At 71.6% G+C, this 13,827-nt stretch carries 12 protein-coding genes; 9 read left to right on the plus strand and 3 right to left on the minus strand.

Going from position 1 to position 13,827, the window contains the following annotated elements; genetic code table 11:
* Positions 1 to 11 precede the first annotated feature (11 nt).
* From ACFY5B_RS08155 to ACFY5B_RS08170, 4 genes are all read left to right on the plus strand, one after another.
* Positions 12 to 1,259: an alginate lyase family protein gene (locus ACFY5B_RS08155; RefSeq protein WP_389966190.1), complete on the plus strand. Its 1,248-nt coding sequence runs from the start codon at positions 12 to 14 to the stop codon at positions 1,257 to 1,259.
* Between the two features lie 102 nt (positions 1,260 to 1,361).
* The gene (locus ACFY5B_RS08160) at positions 1,362 to 2,978 is read left to right on the plus strand and encodes a carboxylesterase/lipase family protein (protein WP_389966192.1); all 1,617 of its coding nucleotides are present in this window, start codon (positions 1,362 to 1,364) and stop codon (positions 2,976 to 2,978) included.
* A 255-nt stretch (positions 2,979 to 3,233) separates the two neighbouring features.
* Positions 3,234 to 4,202: an ABC transporter ATP-binding protein gene (locus tag ACFY5B_RS08165; RefSeq protein WP_389966194.1), complete on the plus strand. Its 969-nt coding sequence runs from the start codon at positions 3,234 to 3,236 to the stop codon at positions 4,200 to 4,202.
* Positions 4,199 to 5,050 carry an ABC transporter permease gene (locus ACFY5B_RS08170; RefSeq protein WP_389966197.1) on the plus strand — a complete coding sequence of 284 codons (852 nt, stop codon included), beginning with the start codon at positions 4,199 to 4,201 and terminating at the stop codon, positions 5,048 to 5,050. Before ACFY5B_RS08165 ends, ACFY5B_RS08170 begins: the two co-directional genes overlap by 4 nt.
* 22 nt (positions 5,051 to 5,072) lie before the next feature.
* Here ACFY5B_RS08170 and ACFY5B_RS08175 read toward each other — a convergent pair whose 3' ends face one another.
* Together ACFY5B_RS08175 and mmuM are read right to left on the minus strand one after the other, a co-directional pair.
* Positions 5,073 to 6,134 carry a LacI family DNA-binding transcriptional regulator gene (locus tag ACFY5B_RS08175; protein WP_389966200.1) on the minus strand — a complete coding sequence of 354 codons (1,062 nt, stop codon included), beginning with the start codon at positions 6,132 to 6,134 and terminating at the stop codon, positions 5,073 to 5,075.
* 289 nt (positions 6,135 to 6,423) lie between these two features.
* Complete coding sequence (gene mmuM, locus ACFY5B_RS08180) at positions 6,424 to 7,335, minus strand: homocysteine S-methyltransferase (protein WP_389966203.1); 912 nt, start codon at positions 7,333 to 7,335, stop codon at positions 6,424 to 6,426.
* A gap of 128 nt (positions 7,336 to 7,463) precedes the next feature.
* Here mmuM and ACFY5B_RS08185 point away from each other — a divergent pair, with 128 nt between their 5' ends.
* The 3 genes from ACFY5B_RS08185 to ACFY5B_RS08195 are packed head-to-tail and all read left to right on the plus strand — an operon-like array spanning position 7,464 to position 10,833.
* On the plus strand, positions 7,464 to 8,855 hold the full coding sequence (locus ACFY5B_RS08185) for an amino acid permease (protein WP_389966206.1): 1,392 nt from the start codon (positions 7,464 to 7,466) through the stop codon (positions 8,853 to 8,855).
* A gap of 9 nt (positions 8,856 to 8,864) precedes the next feature.
* Positions 8,865 to 9,983: an aminoglycoside phosphotransferase gene (locus tag ACFY5B_RS08190; RefSeq protein WP_389966209.1), complete on the plus strand. Its 1,119-nt coding sequence runs from the start codon at positions 8,865 to 8,867 to the stop codon at positions 9,981 to 9,983.
* A gap of 22 nt (positions 9,984 to 10,005) precedes the next feature.
* On the plus strand, positions 10,006 to 10,833 hold the full coding sequence (locus ACFY5B_RS08195; RefSeq protein ID WP_389966212.1) for an MOSC domain-containing protein: 828 nt from the start codon (positions 10,006 to 10,008) through the stop codon (positions 10,831 to 10,833).
* 27 nt (positions 10,834 to 10,860) lie between these two features.
* On the opposite strand, the gene ACFY5B_RS08200 is transcribed toward ACFY5B_RS08195, so the two are convergent.
* Positions 10,861 to 11,109: a hypothetical protein gene (locus tag ACFY5B_RS08200; RefSeq protein WP_389966215.1), complete on the minus strand. Its 249-nt coding sequence runs from the start codon at positions 11,107 to 11,109 to the stop codon at positions 10,861 to 10,863.
* Between the two features lie 178 nt (positions 11,110 to 11,287).
* On the opposite strand from ACFY5B_RS08200, the gene ACFY5B_RS08205 reads away from it, so the two are divergent.
* Both ACFY5B_RS08205 and ACFY5B_RS08210 read left to right on the plus strand, forming a co-directional pair.
* On the plus strand, positions 11,288 to 12,403 hold the full coding sequence (locus ACFY5B_RS08205; protein WP_389966218.1) for a family 43 glycosylhydrolase: 1,116 nt from the start codon (positions 11,288 to 11,290) through the stop codon (positions 12,401 to 12,403).
* Between the two features lies 1 nt (position 12,404).
* A complete protein-coding gene (locus ACFY5B_RS08210) occupies positions 12,405 to 13,817 on the plus strand; it encodes an RICIN domain-containing protein (RefSeq protein ID WP_389966221.1) in 1,413 nt (470 codons plus the stop codon).
* The last annotated feature ends 10 nt before the right edge of the window (positions 13,818 to 13,827 follow it).

A 13,827-nucleotide genomic window follows, 5' to 3' on the forward strand; every position in this document is an offset into this window, starting at 1 on the left:
GAGAGCCCCACATGAGCCGCACTTCCCCCCACACGCACCACGAGGGCGGCCGGGTGAGCCGCCGCGGTCTGCTCAAGACCGCCGGCGGCCTCACCGCAGCCCTCGCCCTCGGCACCACGGCCACGGCCACCACGGCCGACGCCGCACCCGCCACCTTCGCCCACCCCGGCATGCTCCACAACGCCGGCGACATCAACCGCGCCAAGGTCAGAGTCGCCGCGGGCGACGACCCCTGGCTGTCCGGCTGGAACAGGCTGACCGCCAACTCCCACTCCCAGTCCACCTGGACGAACCGGGCCACGGCGACGATCGTCCGCGGCGGCACCGGAGAGAACTACCCGCAGCTCTACAACGACATCGCGGCCGCCTACCAGAACGCGCTGCGCTGGAAGGTCGGCGGCACCGAGGCCAACGCCCGGTGCGCCGCGACCATCCTCAACGCCTGGTCACACACCCTGACCGCGGTCACCGGCAACGCCGACCGGTTCCTCGCCGCTGGCATCTACGGCTGGCAGTTCGCCAATGTCTGCGAACTCATGCGTGACTACCCGGCGTTCGACCTCGCCGCCGCCCAGGAGATGCTGGTCAAAGTCTTCTACCCGCTCAACAACCAGTTCCTGACCGGCCACAACGACGCCTGCATCACCAACTACTGGGCCAACTGGGACCTGTGCAACATGGCCTCCGTCATGGCCATCGGCATCCTCACCGACAACGCCGCCAAGTACGACCAGGCCGTCACCTACTTCAAGTCGGGCGCCGGAAACGGTTCCGTCCAGCACGCCGTCCCGTTCCTGTACGGCAACGTCGAGGGCTACGACCTCGGCCAGTGGCAGGAGTCCGGCCGCGACCAGGGCCACACCATGATGGGCATGGGCCAGATGGGCGCGCTCTGCGAGATGGCCTGGAACCAGGGCGACGACCTCTACTCGTACGACGGCCGCCGCTTCATGAAGGCCGCCCAGTACGTCGCCAAGTACAACCTGAACATGGACGTGCCGTTCACCACCTACACCTGGGGTACCGGTCAGACCTGCTCCCAGCAGTCACAGACGGTGATCAGCTCGAACTCCCGCGGCCAGGCCCGCCCGGTCTGGGCGATGCTCCACTACCACTACGGGCGGCGTCTGCTCCTCGACGACAAGTACATCGCCCAGATGTGCTTCTCCGTCGCCCCCGAGGGCGGGGGAGGTGACTACGGCACCACCAGCGGCGGGTTCGACCAGCTCGGCTTCGGCACGCTGATGTACGCCAAGTAGCCCGAACAGTCCTCCCACCCGCTCGTGCACCGGAATACCGGACCACAATGAGGTGCTCTGATCTTCACGGTGCACGAGCGCGGTGAGGAGGCTGGTGGACGAATGACAGCAGAGCAGGCGGACCCGCAGGCGGACCCCGTGGTGAGCACGCCGTTCGGTGCCCTGCGGGGCCGGTACGAACGCGGTGTCGCCGTCTTCCGCGGCATCCCGTACGCGGCCCCTCCCTTCGGCCCCCGTCGCTTCCGCCCACCCGTGCCGCTGCCGCCCTGGGACGGTGTCCGCGACGCCGGCGCCTTCGGCCCCACCCCGCCGAAACCGCCGTACTCCGACGCCTTCGCCCCCTACCTGTCCGATCCGGTCGTGCCCGGCGACGACTGCCTCAACCTCAACGTCTGGACCCCGCAGCCCGACCCGCAGGCCCGCCTCCCCGTCCTCGTCTGGCTGCACGGCGGCGCCCTGACCAGGGGTTCTTCTGCCGTACCCGTCTACGACGGGCATGCCTTCGCCCGCGACGGCGTGGTCTGTGTGTCCATCAACTACCGGTTGGGCGTCGAGGGCTACGGACTGTTCCCGGACACACCCCCGAACCCCGGCCTGCGCGACCAGATCGCCGCCCTGACCTGGGTGCACGAGGCCATCGAGGCCTTCGGCGGCGACCCCGGCCGCATCACCCTCTTCGGCCAGTCCGCCGGGGCGATCAGCATCGGCGCCCTCATCGCCGCCCCGCAGACCCAGGGACTGGTGCGGCGGGCCGTCCTGCAGAGCGGGCCGCCCGAGGCGTCCGAACGGGCCAAGGTCCGGAGGATGGTCCGCCGGATGGCCTCCCGGCTGAAGATCCCCGCCACCGCCGAGGCTTTCGCCGCCGTCGACCGCGATCTGCTGCTGCGCACCCAGGCCGAGGTGGGCAGGCTGAGCAGCCCGGTGGTCGGCGGACCCGCCTTCGGTCTCGTCATCGACGGCGACGTCGTCCCGCGCGACCCCCTTCAGGCACTCACGGACGGCGGCGCGGCCCCCGGCGTCGAGCTGCTGCTGGGCTGGACCCGCGACGAGTACAGACTGTGGCTGGTGCCGGGCGGCCTCCTGGACCGCGTCGACCGCCTCGGGGCCGTCGCCCTCGCGGGCGCCATGGCCCGCTGCCACTGCGGCAGCGAGGTCCCGCGCGGCTACCGCACGCTGCACCCCGAGTTCGGCACGGCGGAGACCGTCGGCCAGCTCGTCACCGACCATCTGCTCCGCATCCCCCTGCACCACCTGGCCGACGCCCGCACGGAACCGTCCTACGTCTACGAGTTCGCCTGGCCCTCGAACCTGCCCGGCCTCGGCGCCTGTCACGCGCTGGAGCTGGGCTTCGTCTTCGACACCGGGGACGTCCCCGAGTCGCGGAGACTCGCCGGGGAGGGCGCCCCGCAGGAACTCGCCGACGCGATGCACGGGGCATGGGTCCGTTTCGCCACGGACGGTGACCCCGGCTGGGAGCGCTGGGACGCGACGCACCCGGTGCGCGTCTTCGGGGACCGCGCACCGGATGCCGGGAACGGCCTGGCATACACCGCCCACGGTCCCCGTGACCGTGAACTCGCCCTCTGGAAGGCCGACGCCCTCAGGCCCGCGGATCCCACACCGCCCTCGGTCCCCGTCGACGACCCGCTCGGTCGCGTCACGGAACTGCGGTCGGCCGTACGGCGCCTGCGCCGCTCGGGCGCTCTCCGGCGCCACTGACGGCGCACGCCACCCCCGGCCGGCCGCGCGGCCGGCGCGCCGACGGGAAAGGTCGCCGGATCGCCGCAACACGAGGAGATACCTGAACGGTTCGGTAATGTGTTCGCCCGGGAGGGCCCGAACGGCTGCTGCCAGGAGGCCATGGCAGCCTCAGCCGTGCACCACGTCCCATGACCACGGACGTCGGCACGGGCATCGGCACGGCCTCCGGCCCCTGCCCGCCAGGACGGATCACGAGAGGGACGGGGGAACACGATGACGACCGCTCACGCCTTATCGGGGGTGCGGAGCAGCCCGCCGCCGGAGAGCGACACGGTCATCGACGTACGGGACCTGCGGATGCGCTACCGCAGCCAGGACGTGTTGAAGGGGGTCGGCTTCACGGCCCGGCGGGGTGAAGTCGTCCTGCTGCTCGGCCCGAACGGCGCGGGCAAGACGACCACGATCGAGGTCCTGGAAGGCTTCCGGATGCGCTCGGCCGGGGACGTGACCGTCCTCGGCACCGATCCGGCCGCCGGGGACGAGCGGTGGCGTGCGCGGCTGGGCATCGTGCTGCAGTCCTGGCGCGACCACGGCAAGTGGCGGGTGCGGGAACTGCTGGCCCATCTCGGCTCCTACTACGTGCCGTACTCGACCGCTCTGGTGCGGCGCCCCTGGGACGTCGACGCGCTCCTCGCCGCAGTGGGGCTGACCGAGCAGGCGAACCAACGGGTCGGGACTCTGTCCGGCGGGCAGCGCCGGCGTTTCGACGTGGCCGTCGGCATCGTGGGCAGACCCGAGGTGCTGTTTCTGGACGAGCCGACGGCCGGCCTGGACCCGGAGGCGAGGAACGAGTTCCACGGCCTGGTACGCGGGCTCGCGGACGAGAACACCACCGTTCTGCTGACCACGCACGACCTCGCCGAGGCGGAGAAGCTCGCCGACCGGATCCTCATTCTGGCCGGTGGCCGGATCGTGGCCGACGGTTCCGCGGAGGAGCTGTCGCGGCAGGCGTCGGCCGAGGCCACGGTGCGCTGGACGCGGGACGGGCAGCCGTTCGAGGAGGCCACGGCCGAGCCCACCCGGTTCGTCCGTCGGCTGTTCGAGGAACACGGCGAGGCGATCGGCGGGCTGGAGGTGCGCCGGGCGAGCCTGGAGGACACCTACCTGACGATGGTGCGGGAGCTCGAGACGGGCAGCGTTCCCGACGAGCGGGCAGTACACGCTCTCGGGGAGGGTTCATGAATCCGGTGTGGTACGCGGCGCTGGTAGGGACACGGCGCGGCTGGACGGAACTCCGGCAGACCTTCACCACGGGCCAGGACGTGTTCGGCTACGTCCTGTGGACCGTTCTGCTGGTCGTGCCGCTGTACTTGGGCAGGGACGATCCGCTGGAGGGCGCCGGCATCTCGACCGGCGCGTTCATGCTGCCGAGCCTGCTGGGGATGACGCTCGCGTTCACCGGGCTGATGACCACCGCGCAGCTGCTCACGACCGAGCGCGAGGACGGCACGCTGCTGCGGGCCAAGGCCGTGCCCCACGGCATGGTCGGCCACCTGATCGGCAAGATCGTCATGGTGTCCGGTACGGCACTGGCCTCCATGGCGATCCCCTTCGCCGTGGGCGTGTTCCTGGTGGACGGGGTGGCCCGGCAGGGCGGCGGAGCGTTGCTGGCGCTGGTGTGGGTGGTGCCGCTGGGGCTCCTGGCCACCCTGCCGATGGGCGCCGTGGTCGGCTCACTCGTCGACAGTCCGCGCACCGTCGCCTTGCTGATGCTTCCGGTGATGGGACTCGTCGTGATCTCCGGGATCTACTTCCCGCTGTCGGAGCTGCCCGGGTGGCTGCAGACCGTCGGGCAGATCTTCCCGTTCTACTGGCTCGGCCTCGGCCTCCGCTCGGCGCTGCTGCCGGCCGACGCGGTCGCCGCCGAGATCGGCGCGTCCTGGCGGCACCTGGAGACAGCGGGAGCGCTGGGTGCCTGGGCGGTCGCCGGGCTCCTCCTCGCCCCCTCCGTCCTGCGCAGGATGGCCCGCCGGGAGTCCGGGGCCTCGATGGCGGAACGGCACCGGAAGGCGATGCAGCGGGTCGGCTGAGGAGGTCCATGCATGCCGGAACCTACGCCGGCACAGCAGCAGGCCCCACCGAGTCCCGGACCACCACGTGCGTGCCCAGCAGCAGGTGTTCGTCCGGGGCGCCCGGGGTGTGTTCCAGGGCGGTCCGGACGGCGAGGCGGCCGAGTTCCTCGTAGGGGACGTGGACCGTCGTCAGGGCCGGGTGCAGGTCGCGGGCGAACGGGATGTCGTCGTAACCGGCGAGGGAGACGTCGTCCGGCACCCTCAGGCCCGCTTCGTGCAGTGCCGTGAGGGCACCCGCCGCGACCATGTCCGTGGCCGCCACCACCGCGCTGAACTCCAGCCCGTCCGCGAGAGCCTGCCGCATCAGACGGTGGCCGGCGTCCCGCGTGAAGTCGCCGTGCAGGAGGAGGGACGGATCGGGGGTGAGGCCGCGGGCCCGGTGCGCGGCGAGGTAGCCGCGTTCGCGGCCCAGGGCCGTCGTGTGGTCCGCCCGGCCGCCGAGGAACAGCACCCGGCGGTGGCCCTGCGCGAGCACGTGGGCGACCAGGGTGTGGGCGCCGCCCTCGTTGTCGTACTCGATGACCGTCACCGGGGCGCCCGGGTCCAGCGGCGGCCGGCCGCACAGGACCAGGCGGGAACCGGCCGAGGCGAGGGAGTCGGCCATGCGGTGGGTGCGTTCGCGGTACGCGGGGGTGTCGGCCGTACCGCCGACCAGGATCACGGCGGCGGCCCGCTGGGCTCGCATCATCTCGACGAACTCCAGCTCGTGCCGGACGTCGCCCTCGGTGCTGCACACCAGGCAGAGATGGCCGAGCCGGGTCGCCTCACGCTCGACGCCGTGGGCCATGAGCGCGAACGACGGGCCGGTGATGTCCTCCAGCACGAAGGCGAGGGTGGGGGTGCCGGCGCCGGCGATCGCCTTCGCCCGGGCGTCGGCCACGTAGTCCAGCTCGCGGACCGCCCGCATCACGCTTCCGCGCGTCGCCGCGCTCACCGGATACACCCCGCCCAGCACCCGGGACACCGTCGACGCGGAGACCCCCGCGCGCGCCGCCACGTCCCGGATGGTGCTACGGCTCGCGTCCCCGCTCTTCCTCGTCATGCCCCGCCTCGTCTCTCCCGGGCGCCGGTCAGCACCCACCCCCTGGGGAACCGCGGCAACGCCGTAGCAACCGGTTCCCACGACGGAGGCTAGCAGCGCGGGACGAGGGGGAGGAGGCCCGTGCGCGCCCGGCCCGGGCGGCGGGGCGCTGCGCCGGGACGGCGGGGTGCTGCGTTGGGCAGCGGACTCCTACCGGGGCAGTGGGGTGCCGCGCCGAGACAGTGCGCCACACCACTGCGGTGGGGCGCGTCGCCAGGACGGCGGGGCGCTTCGCCGGGGCCGCCGGGTGTTATGCCGCCCTCAGTGTCTCGGCGATGCCCGAGACGGCGTCCGGCCCCACCCGGCAGCAGCCGCCGATCAGCCGGGCTCCCGCCTGCCGCCAGCCCTTCACCTGGCCGGCGGTGAAGCTGGAGCGGCCGGTCCAGGCACGCGCCTCGGCGTCCCACGTCTCGCCGCTGTTGGGGTAGACCACGACGGGCTTGCCGGTGACCCGCGCCGCCGTCGCCACCGCGGCGTCCACGTCCTGCGGCGCGCAGCAGTTCACCCCGACCGCGATCACCTCGTCCACCTCGGCGGCCGGGGCGAAGGCCTCCTCCAGCGGCTGTCCGGCACGGGTGCGGTCACCGGCGACGGAGTACGTCAGCCAGGCCGGCACTCCGAGCCCGCGCACCGCCCGCAGCAGGGCCGTGGCCTCGTCGGCGTCCGGGACCGTCTCCAGGGCGAGGACGTCGGGCCGGGCCGCGGCCAGCACCTCCAGGCGCGGCCGGTGGAAACGCTCCAGCTCGTCGACGCTCAGCCCGTAGCGCCCCCGGTACTCCGAGCCGTCCGCGAGCATCGCCCCGTACGGACCGGCCGAGGCCGCCACCCACAGGGGCCGGGAGACCCGAGCCCGCCGGGCCGCCTCCCGGGCCGACTCCACGCTCAGCGCCATGAGTTCGGCTGCCCGGTCGTGGTCGATCCCGCGCTTGGCGAAGCCCTCGAACGTCGCCTGGTAGCTGGCCGTGATCGCCACGTCCGCCCCCGCCCGGAAGTAGGCGAGGTGCGCCTCGGTCACCGCCTCCGGCTGTTCGGCGAGCAGCCGGGCGGACCACAACTCGTCGCTCAGGTCGTGCCCGGCCGATTCGAGCTGGTTGGACATGCCTCCGTCGAGGACGACCGTCCCGGCGGCGAGGGCTTCTGCGAGGGAGGGGGTGCTGGTCATGCCGACGACGGTAGTCGACGTTCCGCCACGGATCCCAGCCGCTTGTGTCCATCAGATGAACAGATCGACCAGCATGTGGGATCGCGGTTACGATCAGGACCCTCCTCCTCCGCTTGTACAGGAACCTCATGACCGTCCCCAGCCCCACCGAGAACGCAGAACCCGCCGACCGGGCCGCGACCGGCACCACCCCGGCGCCCGCTCCGCGCCGCACCTTCGGCCTCGCCGCCGCCACGGCCCTCGTCATGGGCAACATCATCGGCGGCGGCATCTTCGCCCTGCCCGCTACCGTCGCCCCGTACGGCACGATCAGCCTGCTCGCGTTCCTCGTGCTCTCGGTGGGAGCCGTCCTGCTCGCGCTGCTCTTCGGCAGGCTGGCGCGGCGCAGCCCCGTCACGGGCGGCCTGTACGTCTACCCCCGGGACGCCTTCGGCGAGTTCGCCGGGTTCCTGTCGGCCTGGTCGTACTGGACGATGTGCTGGGTCAGCATCGCCGCCCTGGCCGTCGCCGTCGTCGGCTACGTCGAGGTCCTCATACCCCTGCACGGCAACCACGCCCTCCAGGCCCTCGTCGCGATGGCCGCCCTCTGGCTGCCGGCCGCGGCGAACTTCGCAGGCACGCGCTGGGTCGGGGCGGTGCAGGTCGTCTCCACGATCCTGAAGTTCGTACCGCTGCTGCTGCTCGCCACGATCGGCCTGTTCTTCGTCGACGCGGACAACTTCGGCCCGTTCAACGCCTCCGGCCAGAGCGTCTCCGGCGCGCTGGCCGCCTCCGCCGCGCTGCTGCTGTACAGCTTCCTCGGGGTCGAGTCCGCCGCCGTCAGCGCGGGCGAGGTGCGCGACCCCGAGCGCACGGTCGGCCGGGCGAGCGTCCTCGGCACCCTGGCCTCCGCCCTCGTCTACGTCCTCGGCACGATCGCCGTCTTCGGCCTGGTCCCGCACGACCGGCTCGTCGACTCCGGCGCCCCCTTCGCCGACGCCGTCAACGCCCTCACCGGCAGCTCCTGGGGCGGCACCGCCATCGCGCTGGTCGCCGTCGCCTCGATCACCGGCTGCCTCAACGGCTGGATCCTCATGGCCGCGCAGATGCCGTACGCCGCCGCCCGCGACGGCCTCTTCCCCGCGCCCTTCGCCCGCCTCGGCAAGGGCGGCGTCCCCGGTTTCGGGGTGTGGGCCTGCGCGGTCCTCGGCAGCCTCCTCATCGCCCTCAACTACACGGCCGGCCCGGACACCACGTTCCGCGTCCTCGTCCTGATCACCACCTTCACCGGTTGCGTGCCGTACCTGCTGTCGGCGGCGGCCCAGCTGTACTGGCTGGCCCGTGGCACCCGTGAACGCGTCCGCCCGGCCGGACTCGCCCGGGACCTGACGGTCGCGGTCCTCTCGTTCGGCTTCTCGTTCTGGCTGATCGCCGGGGCCGGTTATGCGGCCGTGTACCAGGGGGTGCTGTTCCTCTTCGCCGGCATCCCGGTGTACGTGTGGCTGCGGGGACGCAAGGACAGGGCCGAGGCGGAGGCATAGCATCGGGGGATGCCCGAGGTCGCCGCAGCGCATGCCGAAGTACGTGAGGTCCTGGGAGTCCCCGCGGACAGGGCGGTGTTCGAGCCGCTCACACACAACCCGTCGAACGGCGTCACGGCCGGGGTGTGGCGGGTCACCGGCGGCGACCGCTCGGCCGTCCTGAAGGTGCTGACGCGGACGAAGGAGACCAGCGTCGCGTGGTCGGCGTCCAACGACCCGCGCCACTGGAACTTCTGGCGTCGCGAGGCGTACGTCTACCGGTCCGGGCTCGCCCGGGTCTGGCAGCGGCACGGCATCCGCGCCCCGCGGCTGCTGGAGTGCGTCGAACGCCCGGACGGTGACGTGGCGTTGTGGCTGGAGAACGTGCCGGGCGAGCCCGCAACCGTCTGGCCCCTCACCCACCACGTCGAGCACGCCCACCGACTGGGCGCAGCGCAGGGTGCGGTCGGCGCGGGGGAGGACACCCCGTGGCTGTCGCAGGGCTTCCTGCGGGACTACGCATCGGCACAGACGACGGGCCGGGCCCTGCTCGACGACGACGCGGCGTGGCGACACCCCCTGGTACGGCGGCACTTCCCGCCCGGCCTGCGCGAGGACATGGTCCGCCTCCACCACGACCGCGAGTGGTTCCTCACCGTCATGGAGTCGCTGCCCCGCGTCCTCAGCCACCTCGACCAGTGGCCGGCGAACGTCGTATCCGACCGCTCGGGAACCAGCGTCCTGCTCGACTGGGCGTTCACCGGCGACGGCGCCCTCGGCGAGGACCTCGGCAACTACCTCCCGGACTGCGTCCTCGACCTGTTCGTCCCGGCCGCGGACCTGCCGGGCCTGGCCAAGGCGGCCTACGACGCCTACCTGCACGGACTGCGCGAGAGCGGCTGGCGGGGCGACGAACGCCTCGTCCGGCTCGGTGTGTGCGCGTCCGCGGTGAAGTACGACTGGCTCACCGCGCTGATGCTGGCGCGGGCGGACCAGGAGCCGGTGGCCTACGGCGGTGAGGGTACGGTCCCGGCCGAACTCCGTTACCGGGAAAGGGGCCTGACCCTGGCGTTCCTGGCCGAGTGGGCGGCCGAGGCGCGGATGCTGGCTCCCCTGCTCGGGTTTCCCCAAGCCCCCAGCGGCCCTTGAACGCGGAACGGAACGAGAGGTCATGGCCCGAGTCGTCGAGCTGTCGTTCTACCCGGTCAAGGGCTGTGCCGGGACGCCGGTGCGCGAGGCGCTGCTGACGCCGGCCGGACTGGCGCACGACCGCAGCTTCATGGTCGTCGGCGAGGAGGGCGTGTACCGCACGCAGCGCCGGAACCCGCTGCTGGCCGTCATCCGCCCCCGCATCACGCCCGACGGCGACCGTCTCACGCTCACGGCACCCGATACCGAGGCCCTCCACCTCCGGGTGGACACTTCCGGCACCCGGCGGAAAGTGGACCTGTTCGGAACCGCCCACCAGGGCATCGACCAGGGGGCAGAGGCAGCCGACTGGCTCTCGGACCTGCTCGGTGTCCCGAGCCGGCTGGTACGGGTCCCGCCGGAACACGACCGCGTGACCGACGGCCTGACACCCGGCACCTCCGGATACGCCGACGGCTGCGCCCTGCACGTCGTCTCCCGCTCCACCCTGGACCTCCTCGACACGAAGATGACCGACCGCGGCTTGCGCCCCCTGCCTGCCGACCAGTTCCGCGCCAACCTCGTCATCGACGGCTGGGACGACCCCCACGCGGAGGACCGCGCCCATCGCCTGCGCATCGGCGACACGGAACTGGGCTACGCCAAACTCGCCATCCGCTGTGCGGTCACCCTCGTCGACCAGCACACCGGCACCCGAGCGGGCCCGGAACCCCCGCGCACCCTCGCCACCTACCGCCGCGCCACCCAGGGCGGCATCGCCTTCGGCACGAAGTACGCGGTCCTGCGTCCCGGCACGGTGGCGGTGGGGGACGAGGTGGAAGTCAGGGCGTGGGGGGAGTCCGAACTGTGAGGCCGGCGAACCCCCGCAGCGGACGATTCATTCACCCGGACCCCGCCCGCCCCGCTGACCACCCCGGCGCCGCCCCCTGGGCGGCACCGGTATCGCGAGGCTGATGAGCAGGGCGGCGCCCAGGGCGTAGGGCCACCAGCCGAAGCCGACGCCGACGTCTGCTGAGGCCCCCGCGCTGCCGGGGGTCGCGGCCGCCGCCGGGGGAGCGATGAGCAGGGGGACGACCGCCGCCAGGGCGCCCGTGGTCGCTGCTGTGGTGTGAGTGAGGCTGCGCACACCATGGGGACGGGCCCGACTTGAGCCGATAACAGAAAATCGGTGAACGACTCGCACCGTCAGACCCGTTGACCTCCTCGTGGCACACCCTTACCTTTTCGGCGTTCGTAATGACAGATGACGTTCGAGATATCAGACGGCGTGGTGTGTCCCCCCCACCCCATGAGAGGCAGGCCGCATGAGCCGCGACCCTGTTCTGCCCGAGTCCCCCAGCCGCAGACTGCTGCTGAAGGGCGCCGCAGCCGCCGGCGCCCTGGCCGCCGTCCCCGCCCTCCCCGGCGTGGCCCAGGCGGCATCCCCGGCAGAAACCGCTGCCGAAACACCCAGGAGGCACCCGAAGCCGGCCCCCTTCGTGAACCCGCTCGTCCGCAACCGTGCCGACCCGCACATCCACCGGCACAAGGACGGCTTCTACTACTTCACCGCCACCGCCCCCGAGTACGACCGCATCATCCTGCGGCGCTCCCGCACCCTGAACGGCCTCGGCACGGCGGACGAGTCCGTCATCTGGCGCGCCCACGCCACCGGCCCCATGGGCGCCCACATCTGGGCGCCCGAACTGCACCGCATCGGCGGCAAGTGGTACATCTACTTCGCCTCCGCGCCCGCCGAGGACGTCTGGGCGATCCGCATCTGGGTGCTGGAGAACGCCCACCCCAACCCCTTCCAGGGCACCTGGGTGGAGAAGGGCCAGATCAAGACGGCGTGGGAAACCTTCTCCCTGGACGCCACCACCTTCACCCACCGGGGCAAGCGTTACCTCGCCTGGGCCCAGCACGAGCCCGGCCTGGACAACAACACCGGCATCTTCCTGTCGGAGATGGCGAACCCGTGGACCCTGACGGGCCCCCAGGTGCGGCTCTCCACCCCGGAGTACGACTGGGAGTGCATCGGTTTCAAGGTCAACGAGGGCCCGTACGTCCTCAAGCGCAACGGCCGCCTCTTCATGACGTACTCGGCCAGCGCCACCGACTTCAACTACCGCATGGGCCTGCTGACCGCCGACGCCGACAGCCACCTCCTGGACCCCATGAGCTGGTCCAAGTCGCCGACCCCGGTCTTCACCAGCAACGACACGACCAAGCAGTACGGCCCGGGCCACAACTGCTTCACGGTCGCCGAGGACGGCCGCACCGACGTCCTCGTCTACCACGCCCGGCAGTACAAGGAGATCAACGGCGACCCGCTGAACGACCCCAACCGCCACACCCGCGTCCAGAAACTCGGCTGGAAGCGCGACGGCACTCCCGACTTCGGCATACCGGTCGCCGACACCGCAACGGCAGGTGAATGACATGAGACGTGCCTGCACCATCCTTCTCGCCCTGTGCCTGGGGCTGTTCGGCGCCCTCGCCACCGCCGGGCCCGCCCAGGCCGCGCCCCAGACGATCACCAACGGCACCCAGTTCACCGACACCTCGGGCGGTCCCGTCCACGCGCACGGCGGCGGAGTCCTCAAGGTCGGCAGCTACTACTACTGGTTCGGCGAGCACCGCAACGCCGACAACACCTTCCGGTACGTCGACGCCTACCGCTCGACCGACCTGAAGAACTGGGAGTTCCGCAACCACGTCCTGACCGAGGCGAGCGCCCCCGAGCTCGCGACCGCCAACATCGAGCGGCCGAAGGTCATGTACAACTCCTCCACCGGCAAGTTCGTGATGTGGATGCACAAGGAGAACGGCACCGACTACAGCGAGGCCCGCGCGGCCGTCGCCGTCTCCGACACCGTCGACGGCGACTACACCTGGAAGGGCAGTTTCCGCCCGCTCGGCCAGCACATGTCCCGCGACATCACGGTCTTCGCCGACACCGACGGCGCCGGATACATGATCTCCGCCGCCCGCGAGAACTACGACCTCCAGATCTACCGCCTCACCGCCGACTACACCGGCGTCGCGAGCCTGGTCGCCAACCCCTGGCCCGGTGGCCACCGCGAGGCACCGGCGCTGTTCAAGCGCAACGGCGTGTACTTCATGCTGACCTCGGGCGCGACGGGCTGGAACCCCAACCAGCAGCAGTACGCCACGGCCACCAGCATCGCCGGGCCCTGGTCGGCCATGAAGAACATCGGCGACTCGACGGCGTACGGCTCGCAGACCGCCTTCGTGCTGCCCGTGCAGGGCACCGCGGGCACCTCGTACCTCTACCTGGGCGACCGCTGGGGCAACTCCTTCAGCGGCACGGTCAACGACTCGCGGTACGTGTGGCTGCCGCTGACCTTCTCGGGCGCGACCACCATGTCGATGTCCTGGTCGCCGGAGGTCACGATCGACACGGCCGCCGGAACCGTCACCGGCACCGGCGCCACGTACAACACTCTCATCGCCCGCCACTCCTCCAGGTGCGCGGACGTGACGAGCCAGTCGCTGTGGCCGGGTGCCCAGATCAAACAGTACGACTGCAACGGAGGCGCCAACCAGAAGTACTGGTTCAAGTCCGTCGGAAGCGGTTACTACCAGTTGATGGTCAGGAACAGCAGCCTGTGCGTGCAGGAGAACGCGAACACGGTCACGCAGGAGAACTGCACGTCCTCCGCGACGAGCCAGCAGTGGTCGCTGACCACCACCGGCTCGTACGTGAACGTCAGGTCCCGCGCGAGCGGCGAGTGCCTCGACGTGAACGGGGCGTCCACCGCCAACGGTGCCGCGCTCATCACGTACACGTGCAACGGCGGCACCAACCAGCAGTGGACACGCGGGACATGACAGCGGTCCG

Origin of the sequence: Streptomyces sp. NPDC013187 (genome assembly GCF_042899705.1) — a bacterium.
Classification (GTDB): domain Bacteria; phylum Actinomycetota; class Actinomycetes; order Streptomycetales; family Streptomycetaceae; genus Streptomyces; species Streptomyces hawaiiensis_A.